The 16,820-nt window shown below is 41.9% G+C and carries 15 protein-coding genes; 12 read left to right on the top strand and 3 right to left on the bottom strand.

The features are described 5' to 3' along the window. Nucleotides 1-27: 27 nt before the first annotated feature. A complete protein-coding gene (locus ACFFIP_RS04475; RefSeq protein ID WP_382386369.1) occupies nucleotides 28-1,254 on the bottom strand; it encodes a Glu/Leu/Phe/Val dehydrogenase dimerization domain-containing protein in 1,227 nt (408 codons plus the stop codon). Between the two features lie 133 nt (nucleotides 1,255-1,387). Then, nucleotides 1,388-2,473, bottom strand: a complete 1,086-nt coding sequence (locus tag ACFFIP_RS04470) for an anhydro-N-acetylmuramic acid kinase (RefSeq protein WP_382386368.1) — start codon at nucleotides 2,471-2,473, stop codon at nucleotides 1,388-1,390. A 113-nt stretch (nucleotides 2,474-2,586) separates the two neighbouring features. Here ACFFIP_RS04470 and ACFFIP_RS04465 point away from each other — a divergent pair, with 113 nt between their 5' ends. From ACFFIP_RS04465 to ACFFIP_RS04410, 12 genes are all read left to right on the top strand, one after another. Continuing rightward, nucleotides 2,587-3,312, top strand: a complete 726-nt coding sequence (locus tag ACFFIP_RS04465; protein ID WP_382386394.1) for a type III pantothenate kinase — start codon at nucleotides 2,587-2,589, stop codon at nucleotides 3,310-3,312. After that, nucleotides 3,296-4,579, top strand: a complete 1,284-nt coding sequence (bamG, locus tag ACFFIP_RS04460; RefSeq protein WP_382386367.1) for a BamG family beta-barrel-assembly machinery protein — start codon at nucleotides 3,296-3,298, stop codon at nucleotides 4,577-4,579. The genes ACFFIP_RS04465 and bamG overlap by 17 nt, the downstream gene beginning before the upstream one ends. Before the next feature lie 11 nt (nucleotides 4,580-4,590). After that, nucleotides 4,591-5,892: a tetratricopeptide repeat protein gene (locus ACFFIP_RS04455; protein ID WP_382386366.1), complete on the top strand. Its 1,302-nt coding sequence runs from the start codon at nucleotides 4,591-4,593 to the stop codon at nucleotides 5,890-5,892. Between the two features lie 87 nt (nucleotides 5,893-5,979). Then, a complete protein-coding gene (gene lptC / locus ACFFIP_RS04450) occupies nucleotides 5,980-6,525 on the top strand; it encodes an LPS export ABC transporter periplasmic protein LptC (RefSeq protein ID WP_382386365.1) in 546 nt (181 codons plus the stop codon). Nucleotides 6,526-6,527: 2 nt separating this feature from the next. Continuing rightward, entirely contained in the window at nucleotides 6,528-6,743 is a 216-nt protein-coding gene (locus ACFFIP_RS04445) for a hypothetical protein (protein ID WP_382386364.1), read from the top strand. Further along, nucleotides 6,743-8,023 (top strand): hemolysin family protein, encoded by a 1,281-nt coding sequence (locus tag ACFFIP_RS04440; protein WP_382386363.1) that lies wholly within the window; start codon nucleotides 6,743-6,745, stop codon nucleotides 8,021-8,023. The genes ACFFIP_RS04445 and ACFFIP_RS04440 overlap by 1 nt, the downstream gene beginning before the upstream one ends. Nucleotides 8,024-8,097: 74 nt before the next feature. Beyond that, nucleotides 8,098-10,209 (top strand): SurA N-terminal domain-containing protein, encoded by a 2,112-nt coding sequence (locus ACFFIP_RS04435; protein ID WP_382386362.1) that lies wholly within the window; start codon nucleotides 8,098-8,100, stop codon nucleotides 10,207-10,209. Between the two features lie 144 nt (nucleotides 10,210-10,353). Continuing rightward, a complete protein-coding gene (locus ACFFIP_RS04430; RefSeq protein WP_382386361.1) occupies nucleotides 10,354-10,620 on the top strand; it encodes a DUF493 family protein in 267 nt (88 codons plus the stop codon). A 12-nt stretch (nucleotides 10,621-10,632) separates the two neighbouring features. Then, nucleotides 10,633-10,860: a 4a-hydroxytetrahydrobiopterin dehydratase gene (locus tag ACFFIP_RS04425; RefSeq protein WP_382386360.1), complete on the top strand. Its 228-nt coding sequence runs from the start codon at nucleotides 10,633-10,635 to the stop codon at nucleotides 10,858-10,860. Nucleotide 10,861: 1 nt separating this feature from the next. Continuing rightward, on the top strand, nucleotides 10,862-11,635 hold the full coding sequence (gene rsmI, locus ACFFIP_RS04420) for a 16S rRNA (cytidine(1402)-2'-O)-methyltransferase (RefSeq protein WP_382386359.1): 774 nt from the start codon (nucleotides 10,862-10,864) through the stop codon (nucleotides 11,633-11,635). A gap of 294 nt (nucleotides 11,636-11,929) precedes the next feature. Next, nucleotides 11,930-12,727 carry an inositol monophosphatase family protein gene (locus ACFFIP_RS04415; RefSeq protein ID WP_382386358.1) on the top strand — a complete coding sequence of 266 codons (798 nt, stop codon included), beginning with the start codon at nucleotides 11,930-11,932 and terminating at the stop codon, nucleotides 12,725-12,727. A 77-nt stretch (nucleotides 12,728-12,804) separates the two neighbouring features. Then, entirely contained in the window at nucleotides 12,805-15,819 is a 3,015-nt protein-coding gene (locus ACFFIP_RS04410; protein ID WP_382386357.1) for an AsmA-like C-terminal region-containing protein, read from the top strand. On the opposite strand, the gene ACFFIP_RS04405 is transcribed toward ACFFIP_RS04410, so the two are convergent. Then, nucleotides 15,804-16,709 (bottom strand): AEC family transporter, encoded by a 906-nt coding sequence (locus ACFFIP_RS04405; protein WP_382386356.1) that lies wholly within the window; start codon nucleotides 16,707-16,709, stop codon nucleotides 15,804-15,806. The two genes, ACFFIP_RS04410 and ACFFIP_RS04405, sit on opposite strands and share 16 nt — an antisense overlap. Nucleotides 16,710-16,820: the final 111 nt, after the last annotated feature.

Here is a 16,820-nt window from a genome sequence, read left to right as displayed (position 1 = left end):
CAACCCGGCTGATGACTGGTTTAATTTTTATATTAACTGCTTTAAAGCTATTTCGAGTGATGTCTGGGCGATGCGAATTTTTTCAGGATTTTTTTCAAAGGTCTTCTTCAAGGCTTTGGAAATCGTCTTGCTTACATCTTTGAAGATGGCATCATCAGTCACTTCTGCTTTCTCGGACATGAGGTAAGCGAAGACCCTGGCCATACCACAGTTGGCAATGAAATCAGGTAGAACTGATACTTGTTCATCTGCCCAAACTCCAATTGGTCCCAGGAAAATCTCAGGATCTGCAAAAGGCACATTGGCACCACAAGAAATCACTTCTAATCCAGCCTTTGCCATTCTTTCCACCTGTTCTTTGGTAATCAATCGAGAAGCAGCTGCCGGAATGAAAATCTCACTTTTGAGATCCCATACCCTCTGATTCATTTCTTCAAATGGGATCATATTCTCAGCCACAAGCTTATTACCGGCCCTCTGAATGAAAAGCTCCCGGATTTCGTCAAGAGAATAACCGTTTTCGTTGATCAGGCCACCTTCTCTGTCAATGATGCCGACAATTTTGACGCCTTCCACTGCCAGGAAGCAGGCCGCAGCCGCCCCTACATTACCCCAACCTTGTATGACGGCTCTTTTGCCTTTGAGCTGGCCTCCCCAGATTTTATAATAATGTCTTACGGCTTCTGCTACTCCATATCCGGTGATCATATCCGCCACGGTATATTTCTTTGGACCATTAGGCGTGTACAATGGATCTTCCAATACTTTGGAAACACCTTGTCTCAGCTGGCCGATTTTTCTTATTTTTTGTGGCTCAGTGGCATGGAAATGTCCATTGACAATTCCTTCCTGCGGATGCCATAGGCCGTATGATTCGGTGATGGGAATCACTTCATGGATTTCATCCACATTGAGGTCGCCGCCGGTACCGTAGTAGTTTTTCAGCAAAGGCATTACCGCCTTATACCATCTCCTCAGTACTTCATCTTTTCGGGGGTCGTTCGGATCAAAGTTGATTCCTGATTTGGCACCTCCGATGCCAGGACCGGAAACGGTGAACTTCACCTCCATGGTTTTGGCCAGTGATTCCACTTCTCTTTTGTCCAATCCCTTTCTCATTCTGGTACCACCGCCAGCAGCGCCGCCTCTAAGGGAGTTGATGACTACCCAGCCCTCAGCTTCTGATTCGCTATCGCTCCATTCAAAAACAATCTCAGGTTGTTTATTCTCAAATTTCTTGAGTAAATCTTTCATTGGTCAGTAATATTTGGGTTTAATCTCAGGCAAAAATAGAAATAAATATCAGATAGCATATGGGATTTGGGAAGAGATGATTTGGTCTGCCCAAGCTTTCAGATAAAAACTGTAAATCCCTAGATGATATGATTTAAGACTTGATTTGTCCGTAAAGTACTCCGCCGCAATTATCCTGCTTTGCACCTGTTACTGAAGAAAGACAGTTTACCTCATCCCGTAATTTCAGTACGCCAAGGAAAGCAAAAATCAGGGCCTCTTTGAAATTAATGATTGTTTCGCCTGAGGGCATGATCTGGAAATCCTCCCCTAGCGCTTCTTCCAGTGTTTCCATAAAAAAGGTGTTGAATGCGCCCCCTCCTGTAATCAGTACCTTCGCTTTTTTGGAAGGTATAGGCTTCATAGCCCTTTTGATCTGTTCGGTATAATGAACCACCAAAGTGTGCAGGATATTTTCCGCTTTATAGGTTTCGCCACCTTCTAAAATTTCAAAAAAGCCCACCAAATCTTCTCTTCCCAAAGATTTATGCCCTTCAATATCATAATAGGATAATTTGTTCAGATTTTTCAAAACACCCGGCAGTACCCGGCCTTTTTTGGCCAATTCTCCATTTTTGTCATAGGCCAAGCCTTCATATTCCGCAAAATAATTCAACAATAGATTGAAAGGGCAGATGTCAAAAGCAATGCGCTGCCCGGCTGATTCCATACTGATGTTGGCAATGCCGCCCAGATTGATGCAGTAATCATATTCCCCAAAAAGCAATCGGTCTCCAATGGGGACCAAAGGTGCGCCCTGTCCTCCAAGCTGCACATCGAGCATCCTGAAATCATTGATCACAGGCAAACCAGAGGCCTGGTGTAATGCCCATCCATTTCCGATCTGTAAACTGATTTTTTCTTGGGGCTGATGGAAGACGGTATGGCCATGAGAAGACACAGCATCCACTGTCAGCTGATGCTTGTTGATGAATTGACGGACCTGCATGCCCATCCATCTTCCAAACTCAATATCAAGTAAGGATAGTTTATAGCCATTAAGCTTGTGCGATTTTCTCAGTTTTTTTGCCATTTTTTCTGGAAATGGGGCGGTCTGATAGGCGGGGATATCAAAAGTCCAATTACCGTCATAATGGAATTCACAATAGGCGATATCCAGTCCGTCACCTGAAGTTCCGGACATCAGGCCTATCATTTTATAGTTAGTGGGAGTGTTCATGGGTTAAATTTTGTTAAATAATCAGCCATAAAGTTAAATTTATTTTATTCAAAAAGCGGGCTAATTGAAAATGAGTAATTTCGCTCCATTGATTATTTCTAAATGTCAGCGTGTTGAAACAGTTTGTGGTAGATATTGGTAACTCAAGGATCAAAACCGCCCTTTTTGAGGGGGAGAGAATGCTGGAGGAGACCTATTTCGAAACCTTTGAGTCCTTCCAGGAATTCGCCGGAAGACTGGATTTTCAATATGCCATCATCAGTTCGGTCACTTATTCGGAAGAACAACTTCAGGGCTTATTGGGTTTTCCTTTTATCTACTTAAGCCGTACGACTGCAGTACCGATTAAGAATTTGTATGCGACTCCTGAGACCTTGGGAGTGGACAGGAAAGCTGCGGTAATTGGAGCGAGATCAATTATAGAAAAAGGGCCATTATTGGCCATCGATCTGGGAAGCTGCATTACCTATGAGTTTCTGGATGAGGAAGACAGGTATTTCGGGGGAGCTATTTCCCCTGGATTAAAAATGAGATTTCGGGCCATGCATCAGCAGACGGCCAGATTGCCACTAGTGGAACTGCCATTGGGAGAGCGGCCGGATCTGATCGGTAATTCTACTGAAAAAGGTATGAAGAGTGGTGTGTATTTTGGTATCCTACATGAAATGCTAGGATTTATTGAAGCCTATCAGACCAAATATCCTGGTTTGAAGGTGATTATTTGCGGTGGTGATTCAAAAATTTTTGAAAGCTTAACAAAAGACCACATATTTGTAATCCCTAATTTGGTCCTGTATGGCCTAAACAGAATATTAACTTACAATGTCAATCTCCAATAGGCTGAAACTGCTGGGCACAATCTGTGTCTTTTTCATATTTTCCGAAGTATTTTCCCAATCCAGTGCATCTACTTACAGTTCACTGGGTCTCGGGGACTTTAATAATTCCGGTCTTACCCAAAATCAGGCCATGGGTGGTCTGGGTATCAGTTTTGGTACCGGCTGGGGTCTCAACTATATGAACCCTGCGCTGACCACTAGAAATACCATTTACAATTTCCAAGCAGCATTTAATTACAAGCGTATCAATGGCACTACGGCTGATGAAAGTGAGTTGCTGGACGGCGGTGGTCTTTCTTATGTAGGCATGTCCTTTCCGATCAAATCCGGTAAATCCGCATTGGGTTTGGGGATCAATCAGATTACTAGTGTGAATTACAATCTATTGGTAAGAGGGCAGGTGGCAAATTCAGACTTGTCTTCCATCAACAGGATTGATGGAGATGGAGGAATTTCGGAAGCCTATATTTCCACAGGCTATATGATTGCTAAAAACCTGAGTCTTGGTATCCATGCTTCTTACCTTTTCGGTTCCACGATCAGGACAAATCAGCTGAGTTTGCTGACTGAGGATGATGAACCAACAGGAGTATCTTCTGAATTTTACCAGAGACTGACCATGAATGATATTACTTTTAAGGGAGGTCTCCACTATTTCTTTAAGCTGAACAGCAAAAGTAATTTGCACTTAGGTGCCATTTATCAGGCATATGGAAATATTAGTGGAAAAGAATTTGCGAAGGTAGCGGATTTTGGCCAAGCTAGCAGCCCCATTGGGGAAGGTGATGTCATCAGTGATAACGTAAGAGGCAGTGTTTATATTCCAAAAAACATCGGATATGGCCTGACTTATGAAAAAATCAATAAATTTGTAGTTGGCTTAGAAATTCAGCAACAGCAACTTAGCCAATTTAGAAATTTCAACGGTTCTTTGGGTGAGTTAGGAGATTCCTTCAAAATAGCTTTGGGTGGTCAGATTGCACCGGATTTTTCGGCTGTAGATAACCTGCTGAAAAGAATTACTTATAGAATTGGTATCGACTATCAGGAGACCCCATATATAGTTGCCAATACACAGATCAAAGATATTGGCATCAATTTTGGTGGTTCAGTTCCTATAAACAGTTTGTCGTTGGCAAACTTCGCCATCAAGCTTGGAACCCGCGGTACCACAGACAATGGTTTGATCAGAGAAAACTACGTAGGCTTTAGTCTAGGTTTTTCTCTCAACGACAATACATGGTTTTACAAACGAGTATTTGATTAAAGTTAACAGACATGAAAGTTAAAAATGTACTAACCGGGTTACTAACCCTACTAGTTGCGGGTTTCGCCCAGGCACAGGACTGGAATTGGCCTTCTGAGCCTGAAAAAGAGGCCAAAGCAAGGGAGTATAATGCTGCCTATGTGGATTATATGAAATCAGAACAATTCGTGGAGGCGACCAAGCCTTTGAATTGGCTCTTGGTGAACGTCCCAAATTTGAATGAATCTATTTACATCAATGGTGTAACTGTATACAATGGTGCGGCTACCAAAACCAGTGATGCAGCAAAGAAGAAAGTATATCAGGATTCTGTTATTACCATATTTGAACTTAGAAAAGAACAATATGACAACGAAGCCAGATGGATAGAAAACAAAGCTTACTATGCTTATAACTTCTATAAAAATGATAAGGAGAAATTGGCTGAAACTATCAAGGATTTTGATAAAGTAATTGAACTCAATGGTAAATTCGGAACTGTAAACTTGTTGGCTTATTACTACGACTTAATCTACAGGCATTATGCTATGAATAAGGCATATACCAAAGAAGAAGTTGTCAATAAATATGATGCCATCACAGCGATTTTAGAAGCTGCTGAAGCTAACGGAAGTGATGTTTCTACTCCTGCTGGCACCAGAGATCAGCTAATTGTCGCTATGGAGTTGATTGATTGTAATTTTATCGAGAATACATTAGGAACTAGATTCAAAGCTAACCCTAATGATGAGAAACTTGCTAATCAGATTTTCAAGTATTCTGTCCAGTATAAGTGTTTGAACACAGAAGCATTTACCATGGCTTTGGAGTATATTGATAATAACAATCCTTCTTTCTCTACTTCTCAAGTTAGGGCTATGAGGTATATGCAAAATAGAGAGTATGACAAGGCACAGCCAATATTGGAAAAAGCCTTGACTTTGGCAGAGAACAATACTCAAAAAGCGGATGTGCATTTCGACCTCGCAAAAGTACATGCCCAGCTTGGTAGAAAATCTGCGGCAAGAACTTCTGCTAGAGAAGCTGCTAACTTGGACGCTGAAAAAACCGGTGATGCTTATACCTTGATCGGTCAGTTGTATATGGGTTCTTTCAATGACTGTAAAGGTGGAGAAAGTAGAGCTAAAGATTACTCTATTTATATCGCCGCTTATAATGCTTTCCAAAGAGCTGGTAACAGCGAAGGGATGAGAGATGCCAGAGCAAGATTCCCTTCCAAAGAGGAATTGTTCACAGAAGGCCTTCAGGTAGGTCAATCCATCAGTACTGGCTGCTGGATAGGTGAAACTGTAACTTTGGCTACAAGAGACTAATTGACATTAACTTTAATACAAAAGGCAGTCGTATGGCTGCCTTTTTGTTTTTGTATGGATTCTTAATCTTTTGATATCTTTGTGCCCATGAACTGGTACTTGAAGCGACTTCTTTTCTTATTCCTGCCTATTTTTCTCCTTTCCTGTGAAGCAGAAGTGGATACAGGTATTTTAGAAGCCTATTTGGGTCCTGTCAGTGAAGCGACTGATATTGACCTGTATCACAGTGATTCTGCCATTGTAAGGACGCATTTGAAGGCTAAAAGGCAGGTTGAGTACGAAACAGGTGATCTGGAGTTTCCCGAGGGTATTGACATTACCTTTTATGACGAGTCAGGCAAAGTGACGACCACCATGCGGGCGGATCAGGGTTTTTATATCAAAAAGGATAACCTGTACAGAGGGGAAGGAGATGTGCAGGTGGATAATCTGGAAAAAAACCAAAAACTATCCTCTGAGGAGTTGTTTTGGGATCCCAACGCAAAAAAGATTTACACAGAAAAGTTTGTGACCATTCAGGATAAAGAGACAGTGATCAATGGAACTGGGATGGAAGCAGATGAGGGGTTTAATGAATACAAAATATTCAAACCTTTCAATAGTAGAATGTTAATACCGGGAGAAGGAAATTAATCATGAAAATTAACGATATTGCCCTCTTGTCTTTGGCAGCGGCCTTGGTTATCATCGGTACCCATCAGACCATCACTGTTGGGATAGTCGCTGCTTACCCCATTTTCATGCTTTCTTTGGTCCTGTTGTTTTGGTACAAATTCAGGCAAAACAAAAGAAGGGAACAGGAGCAGGAACATGAAGGTAAGTCTGGCAAAAAAGAAAATAAACGAAAATAATGGAATCCGGATACCTGATTTATGTGATCATTACCTTGCTGTTCTCAGCCTTTTTTTCAGGGGTTGAAATCGCTTATGTATCAGCCAACAAGCTGCACATTGAGCTTCAAAAAAAGCAGGGATTGCTGTCAGGTAAGATTCTGTCCAATTTTCTGAAGAAACCGAGTCAGTTTATCGGGACCACCCTGATAGGGAATACCATTGCCTTGGTGGTATATGGTATCTTTATGGCCAATTTATTGGAACCCTGGATAAGGGACTGGTTGCCTGGAGATAATCAGGTGGCGGTGCTCTTGATTCAGACGGTTTTCTCTACCATTATCGTGCTGATCACAGCAGAGTTTTTGCCCAAAAGCATTTTTTTACTTAATCCAAACAGTCTTCTCAGTGCGCTTTCCGTACCGATACAAGTGATCTATTTGATCATGTACCCCATAGTGTTTGTGGTAGTCTGGTTATCCAAATTTTTCATCACCAAGATACTTCGTCTTGACTACAGTGAGGACAGGCCTGTTTTCAAGGTCACAGATCTCAACAGTTTTATCCAAAACAACCTGCATCATAGCAGCCATGATGTGAAGGTGGAGGTAGATAGTAAAATTTTTGACAATGCTGTGGAATTTAAGACCATCAGGATCAGGGAATGTATGGTGCCCCGTACGGATATTGTTGCAGTAGAGATAGAAGATTCGATAGAAGATCTTAAAGGTGTGTTTGCTGAAAGTGGGCATTCCAAGATCATTGTGTACAAGGAATCTATCGATGATGTGATCGGCTATTGTCATCAGTTGGAATTATTCAAAAAACCGAAGAGAATTGCCGACATCCTTACGCCGATCATTATTGTACCGGAGTCGGCTTTGGCCAACGAGCTATTGATCCAGTTTATTCAGGAAAGAAAAAGTTTGGCCCTGGTGGTGGATGAATTTGGCGGAACCAGTGGTATTGTGAGCATGGAAGATATCATTGAAGAGATTTTTGGAGAGATCCAAGATGAGTATGACAGTGATGACCTGACCGAACAGCGGATATCTGACAATGAATACCTGCTAAGTGCCAGACATGAAATAGATTATTTAAATGAAAAATACGGATGGGATTTGCCCTATGGAGAGTTCGAAACATTGGCTGGATTTATCCTATCTTTGACCGAAGATATACCCCAAAAAGGCCAAAGCGTGACCTATGAGCAGTTTACTTTTTCCATTGTCTCCAAGCAGGATCACCGTATCGAAACCTTGAAAGTAAAGATAAATCAAACCCTTAATTCCAATAAGTGATTTATTGACAGTGATATTATTTTGAATTTAACACTAGATGTAATTATTTTGCGGCACTTCAAAAAACCAGTAGAATGGCATTAATTAAAAAAATCAGACAGAAAACAGGTCTTGCAATCGGTGTGATAGCAGTTGGATTGATATTTTTCCTTGTAGGAGGAGATATATTAAGTCCTAATTCAACCCTTTTGGGTGGTAGCTCAAACAAGGTAGGTGAGATTGCAGGTGAAAGTATTTCCTATGAGGAATACATTCAGAAAATTGAAGAAATAAAATTTTCTTTCCAGCAGAACACGGGTAGAACACCCTCAGAAAACGAAATGTATTCCATCAGAGAGCAAGCTTGGCAGGCCCTGATTGTAGAGAAAGTTTTCGATCAACAATACGAAGCCCTTGGCCTTACCATTTCTGATGCGGAATTGGTAGACATGGTTCAGGGTAAAAACATCATCGCTGAACTTAGACAACAGCTTACCAATCCTCAGACAGGAGAATTTGACAGAACGCAATTGGTTGCTTTCCTTCAATCACTGGAAGAAGCAGGTCCTGATCAGCAGGCTTTCTGGGCTCAGCAGGAACAATTATTTGCAGATGCAAGATTGAGGGTTAAGTATGATAACTTACTTTCTACGTCTGAGTATGCGACTACTGCTGAAGGTAAATTGGAGCATAAGATGGCAAACACCATCGCTGATATTGACCATTTGTTCATCCCTTTCTATGCCATTCCTGATGGTGATGTACAGGTAAGTGACAATGAACTGAGAGATTATATCAACAAAAACAAAGAAAAGTTTAAGGTTTCCAATGCGGTAGATTTGGAATACGTTGCTTTCAACTTGGTTCCAAGCGGTGAAGACTCTGCTGCGGTAATTTCTGAAATCAGACAATTGACCGAAGAGTTGAGAAACTCTACAAATGATTCTGTGTTCGTCATGAGAAATTCTGATACGCAGAGACCATTTGCGACCATTCTTCCTGGTGACGCACTTCCGGCATCTTTGACTTCCAATGTTGATGAGATCGTTGAAGGGGAAACATACGGTCCTTTCTTGACAAACCGCTCTACTTACGTGTCTTACAAAATCACCTCTAAGTTTGATGGTACACCAAGAATGAGAGCAAGTCATATCCTTTTCGGAACCCAAGGTCTAAGCGATGATGCAAAAGCTGAAGTAAGGTCTAATGCTGAAACTGTACTGAAAGAGATTCAGGAAGGTTTGAACTTCGCTACTGCAGCTGCCCAGTATGGTCAGGATGCCACTGCCCAAAGAGGTGGTGATTTGGGATGGTTTGCGAAAGAAGATTTTGTAGAAGAATTTGCCAATGTATCTTTTGCTGAAAGAAAGACAGGCTTGATCAACAGACTTGTTGAAACTGAATATGGCTACCACATCATAGAGGTAACCGAACTTCCTCAGACACTTTCTTACAAAGTTGCCACCTTGGAATTGGAACTGATTCCTAGTGATGCTACCAGAAATGATATTTTCAGAAGTGCAGATTTCTTTGCAGCAAGCTCTGGCAATGCCATTCAATTTGCAGAAAATGCAGAAAAAGAAGGCTACAGAATCCTTCAGGCCAACAATGTTGGTGCATTTGACAGAAATTTGAATAACCTACAAGGTGCAAGAGAAGTGATCAGGTGGGCATTCAATGATGCCTCTCAAGGTAAAGTATCTGAAGTGTTTGAATTGGACAATAGCTATATCGTAGCTACTTTGAAAAACAAATACGAAGAAGGAACAGCTTCTTTGGATCAGGTAAGGGTTCAGGTATTGAACCAAGTGAGAAACGATAAGAAGGCAGAGATTATCAAAGGCAAACTTCAGGGTAAAACTACTTTGGAGGATATGCTTTCAGTATTTCCTAATGAAGCTTCATTGGATAAAACACCTGACTTGAGATTGAGCGCTTCTGTTCTTCCGGGTGTAGGATTCGCACCAAAAGCTATCGGAGCTGCATTTGGCCTTCAAAACCCTGGTCAGATCAGTATGCCTATCCATGAAGATGTGGGCATCATCGTGATCAAGTTGAATGAAAAGACTCCTGCTTCTGAAATCGCCGATTACAATAGCTATCAAAGACAATTGACCTTGAATGCTTCCCAAAGAACAGCTTACATGATCATGATGGCACTTGAAGACTTGGCTAACGTGAAAGATTACAGATATAAATTCTTCTGATTTTAGTTAACCTATTCCGGATGGAAGAAAATGATTTCTTGGATTCCGGATGTGGAATAGAAAAACCCGGGGCGAAAGCTTCGGGTTTTTTTATGGTTGGATTTATATTGGGAGGTTTGCTGTTATTAAAGTAAATTCGCAGATATGAAGCAAACATTTGACAGGGCTGCTTTCAAAGAAAAACTGGAGGCATCTACTTCTTTTCCTACATTGTATATGTTTAAGTTCATCGTCATGCGCGGAAGGGAAGATCAGGTAGCGTCTCTTTTGCCCAATAACAAGATGACCTTGAAAGAATCCTCCAAAGGCAAATACGTATCGGCCACCATCAAAGCAATGATGCCCAACAGTGAGGCCATCATGGAGGTCTATGACCGTGCCTCTAAAATTGAAGGAGTCATTTCACTTTAACGCAAAACAATTATGTGGAAAGAAGAAAATAACAGACTGAAGAAGGAATTTAAATTCAATGATTTTCAGGAGGCCTTTGCTTTTATGACCAGGGTGGCCTTTTTGGCAGAAGCCCAGGGCCATCATCCCAATTGGAGCAATGTCTATAATATTGTTTCAATTGAATTGACTACCCACGATGCCGGAAATGTGGTGACGGATAAGGACCGAAAACTTGCAGCAGCCATTGACAAAATCTGACATGGCTACAGAGGATGAAAGAGAGGGGCTCCTGTACTTAGTGCCCACGCCTATAGGCAACCTTAAGGACATCACCTTACGTGCCATAGAGGTGTTGAAATCGGTCGATGTGATCTTGGCTGAAGATACCAGGACCACTGGCAAGCTATTGAAGCATTTGGAGATCAGCAGACCGCTGCAGAGTTACCATATTTTCAATGAGCATAAAAACGTTGAAAAAATCATTGATCGGTTGAAAAAAGGAGAAACCATCGCCTTGGTCAGTGATGCAGGTACGCCTGGGATATCTGATCCAGGATTCTTATTGGCCAGAGCGGCTAAAGAAGCTGGGCTTGAGATTAATTGCCTTCCGGGTCCCACAGCTTTTGTGCCCGCCTTGGTGAATTCTGGACTGCCAACTGACCGCTTTACCTTTGAAGGGTTTTTGCCGCATAAAAAAGGCCGGCAGACCCGCATTCAGTCTTTGCTGGAGGAGAGCAGGACGATGGTTTTTTATGAATCTCCCCACCGTCTGATGAAAACCTTGGAACAGTTTGCTGAGGCTTTTGGACCAGAGAGACAAGCTTCCGTTTCCAGAGAGTTGACTAAGATCTATGAAGAAAACGTCAGGGGGACTTTGGCTGAACTGATCGAATATTATCTAGAAAATCCTATCAAAGGGGAAATAGTGTTGGTGGTGGAAGGTAGGACTGAGGGTAGAAGCGAGAAAAGAGAGGCTAGAGGCGAGAAGCTAGAGACGAGAGAAGGGAAGCGGGAGGCTAGACGAAAGAGGTGACAGAAAAGTTCGGAAGTCGGATTTCGGAAGTGGGAGTTTTTGAACCATTAAGAGTTCAGGAATTAAGGGAGTCATTAAGAATATTGAAAAGATATAAGCCCTCGGCGATAATATAATTTCTCTGCAACTATGGTTTGTAATCAAGGCCTGAAGGGCCGACTTGTAATAGCCTAGGGTAAGGCCCTAGGACTAGGGGGAAAACACAAAAATCCTGTAGGATTTTCCGATATAGGAAGAGATGACCAAGAATATTACCCAGTAATTCATTGCGGGGATAAAAAATAATAAACAAAAATGGTGGATTTAGTAAAGATTTTGGAGCAAACTAAGGCAGTGGCCAAAGAAGCGGGTGCATTTCTCAGAGAAGAAAGAAAGATTTTTGACCGACAAAAAGTAGAGCAGAAAGGACTGAATGACCTGGTTTCTTATGTGGATAAGCATGCGGAGAAAATCATCGTCACCAAGTTGCAGGAGATCCTACCTGAAGCTGATTTTATAGCCGAAGAGGGTACGGCCGGTAGGGAAGGAAAAGAATATACCTGGATCATTGATCCTTTGGATGGGACTACGAATTTTATACATGGACTGCCGATTTTTGCTGTCAGTATTGGCTTGAAACACCATGATGAAATAATCATGGGGGTGGTTTATGAAGTCAATTTTGATGAATGCTTCTATGCCCTCAAAGGCCAAGGTGCCTACTGTAACGGAGACCCCATTCAGGTGACTGGATCCAAAACACTTTCTGAAAGTCTGATCGCTACAGGTTTTCCTTATAGTGCATTTGGCAGGATTGATGATTACCTGAAAGTCCTGAGGAGTTTGATGGAAAAATGCCATGGACTCAGGAGAATGGGCAGCGCAGCAGTAGATTTATGCTATGTGGCCTGCGGAAGGGTGGACGGGTTCTTTGAATATGACCTGAAGCCCTATGATGTGGCCGCAGGAGTGATAATCGTGCAGGAGGCAGGAGGAAAGGTGACAGATTTCCGTCAGGGAGATGATTATATTTTCAGTGGGGAAATTCTGGCAACCAATAATTTGATCCACCTGGAATTTGAAAAAGAAATACAGAAAGTTTGGCCACTTTGAGCCTGACTTTGGCAGGGTTTTAGTGACCTTTTGGGTGTATTTTTCGTTATAAACTATAGAACTGACTTGAATCTGCTATGAAAAAGACAATATTGATTATACTGGGAGTTTTCATTTTTCTCCTGGCCTCATTGGTAGCCCTACCCTTCATTTTCAAGGATAAAATTGTTGAGCGCATTGACAAGGAGATAGCCGAATCTATCAATGCACAGGTGTATTTTGATTTTAACAATATCAGCCTGAGTGTGTTCAAGCGCTTTCCCCATATCTCCGCATCCATCAATGATTTCGGAATTATCGGGAATCCCCCCTTTCAGAATGATACCCTGATTCATGTGGATCAAATGCAGGTTGATTTTAATTTGAAATCGGTACTGTTTGGAGATTATCCCACCCTTACCGGTGTGCATGTGGATGGGGGAAGTGTTTATGTCAAAGTGTTGGAAGATGGTAGGGCTAATTATGATATTACCTACCCTTCAGAAGATGGGGAAGAGGTAGAGCATAATTTCAAAATGGGTGTAGACCTCATTGAGGTAAAGAATGTGAACCTGATCTACGATGATAGGTCCCTGCAATATTTCATGGCACTGGGTCAGATAGAAGCAGAAGGCAAAGGTGATTTTACCCTAGATGTATACGAATTACCGGTCAGAGCTAAAGCTTTGATTGCAGATATCACTTATGAGGGAACCAACTATTTAAGAAACAAGCAATTCCAGGGAGAGACACTGATGAATATCGATATGAATCAGATGAAGTTTTCTTTTGGAGACGGAGATTTTGCCCTCAATGACTTTCTTTTTGATTTAAACGGATTTGTAGCCCTTCCTGATGAAGGTATAGACTTTGACCTGAATTTTGCAGGAAAAGACAATAGTTTTAAAAGCATCCTTTCTTTGGTACCAGGTATGTATACAGAGAGCTTTTCCAGTCTGAAGACATCCGGTAGTATGGACTTCGGTGGATTTTTCAGGGGACTTTACAGTGATACCAGTTTCCCTTTCTTTGATATTGCCATGAAAGTCAATGATGGGATGTTCCAATATCCCGAACTACCGAGACCGGTGAGTGATATTCAGATTGATATGCAGGTTAAGAACAGCAGTGGTAATCTGGAAAATACATCTATCAATATTCCAACCTTCAGTTTGAACTTTGGCAGTAATCCCATTTCAGGACGCTTTGCACTGGCCGATTTGGTCAGCTATGATATAGATGGTGCTTTGGTTGGGAAACTGAATTTGGAGGAAATGACTTCAATTTTTCCTATAGAGGGAATGACCTTGAAGGGTTTGCTTGATGTGAATGCAGAGGCAAAAGGAAGATATGACTCTATAGCGGAAATTATTCCGGTGATCAATGCCAAATTACTTTTGAGCGATGTTTATGTGAAAAGTGCGGATTATCCAGCGCCAATTGAGCACTTGAATGTCAATGCTACCGTTCAAAACAAGACAGGTAAAATGAATGACTTTGTTGTAGATCTGACAAAGTTTGGTTTTGAACTGGAAGATGAAAATATCGATGGCCGGATGAAGATTGCAGATTTTTCTGTTTTGAATTGGGACGGATCAGTCAAAGGCACTATTGATTTGGGCAAAATGCTGAAAATATTCCCGATGGAAAACCTGATTATGGAGGGTAAGATAAAGGCTGACCTCTTGACAAAGGGTTCCTATAAGGATGTGGAAGAGAAAAGATATAACCGATTGGATACCCGTGGTCAGGTGGAAGTCAATAACTTTTATTTTACCTCAACCGATTTGCCGCAGGGAGTACGCATCCATCAGGCTAAAGCTGATTTTTCCCCAGACCGGATTAATTTGACCCAAATGGATTCAAGGGTGGGAAAAAGCCCATTGCAGGCTAGTGGCTTTTTGTCCAACTACATGAACTTCATTCTGGAAGAAAATGCCGTTTTGAAGGGACAGCTTTCATTGACTTCAAGCAAGTTTGATGCTAATGAATGGATGACTGAAAGCAGTGGGGGAGATGAAGCCCTGACTGTAATCGAATTGCCTAAAAATATTGATTTTTCCATGTCCCTTGCCGCTGATGAGGTGATTTATGATAACCTCAACCTTAAAGAGGTAAGGGGAAATATGACATTGAAAGATGGGGTGTTAAGCTTCACAGATGCCGGGATGAAGACTTTGGGTGGACAGATGACATTAAATGGCTCTTATGATCCAAGAGATATCACAGCCCCATTGTTTGATCTTAGCCTCAATTTGGCTGATCTCAGCATACCTGCTGCATTTGAAGCATTCAATACTGTAAAAGCATTTGCGCCCATAGCCCAGCATTTGACAGGTAAATTCAACAGTAACCTGAATTTGTCGGGCATTTTGGCGCAGGATATGATGCCTATTCTATCCTCATTAGATGTCAAGGGTTTATTGAAAGTGGCAGAAGCTGCTTATCAAAACAGTCAGTTGTTGCAGGGTATTACCAGCCTCACCAAATTAAATGATACCAACACTTTACTGTTCAGAAATCTTTCTATCCCGATAGAAATTAAAGATGGTCTTTTATCGGTCCGTCCTTTTGATCTCAAACTTTGGGATTATCAGGCTACGATTCAGGGAAGTACGGGTTTTGATGGTTCGATCAATTATTTGCTCAACATGCAGGTACCTGCGGGTAGATTTGGCGCACAGGCGAATGCCTTGTTGGCGACAATATCCGGCACTGACGCCAATGCTTCCACCTTGATCCCTGTTTCCATTAGCCTTGGAGGGACTTACAATAGTCCTAAAATAGGATTAGCAGGAGGAAATAGCATTGAGAACCTCTTGGCAGCCGCCCTAAAATCAAGAGTAAGCAGTGAGCGGGAAAATATTCAGGAGCAGGTAACCCAACAGTTCCGGGCCGCGGAAGACAGTATCAAGAGAGAGGTCCAATTAAAGGCAGAAATTGTTCAGGACAGTGTGAAAAAAGAGGCCGAGAAGAAAGTGGCGGACACCAAAGAGAAAGTGGTGGAAGAGGCCAAAAACGTACTTAAAGGCCTGATCAGACCAAAAGCTACAAAACCTGATACCGTCAAACCTGATACCACAAAGAAAAACGATATTCAGCCAAGGATATAATACCAGAGCCCTATGGTCAGAAAGGAAAGGGGTATGCCAATTCCAACAAGAAGAGAAGCGAGTTTGGGTTCCAGATTGTGGGAGATGGCAATAATAGACCCGGTGATCATTGGAGCCATGGCAGTTTCGATAACTGAGACTTTGAAGAGCATACCTTCCAGTTGAAAAATGTGTTTGAAGAGTAGAAGGATGACCAAGGGAATAAAAAGAAGCTTGTAAGTAAGTCCGAACCAAAGATACTTGGACATAATGGCATTTAGGTTGATGTTAACCTGAAGGCCGACAGCAGTCAAGGCGACAGGGGTGAGGGTCATTGCAACGAAGTCCAGAACTGATTTCAGTATTTCAGGTGTATGGATTCCTGAAAGATTCATGATGATGGCAACCATAAAGAATATAAAAGGAGGGAAGGTCAGTATTTTTTTACTGATGTCCCTCTTTCTTTTTTTGCCGGAACTGTAAATGGAAGCCACGATGACTGCCACACTGCTCACAATGATAAATGATCCTGCCTGATCAATGAGAAGGGCAATTTTTACTGCTTCCTCTCCGTACAAAGCACTTACAATGGGGAATCCCACAAAAGAGGTATTGGCCAGTCCGGAAGTAATAATCAGGCATCCTGTAATCGATTTGTTCCAATTGAACTGGGCGCCAAGAAATCCAAATATCAGCCAGGAAAAGGCGAAACTTATCCATGCAGTGGCCACGGGAAAGGCCAGTTCAGGTTTCAACTCCACAGAAGGCAGGTATTTTAAAGCCAAAGCCGGTAAAACCACATAAATGAGGTAGAGGTTTAGGTATTTGGCTGTATGGCCAGGCAAGGATTTGATTTGCTGAAGACCTATTCCCAGCAGGAGGAAAATAGGGATAAGGAGAATATTTAACATCAAGAGAAAAGATTCTATGGTCCGTTTGGGACGATGCGGCTAAATTTAACACAATCATCATGTATAATTAATCAAATCCTGCTACTTTATTCCTTCCTTTGGATTATAAAG

It is taken from the genome of Fontibacter flavus, assembly GCF_042432905.1.
Lineage (GTDB): Bacteria > Bacteroidota > Bacteroidia > Cytophagales > Cyclobacteriaceae > Fontibacter > Fontibacter flavus.
The sequence above is the reverse complement of the archived record's forward strand: the minus strand, read 5'-3'. Positions and strand labels throughout refer to the sequence as shown.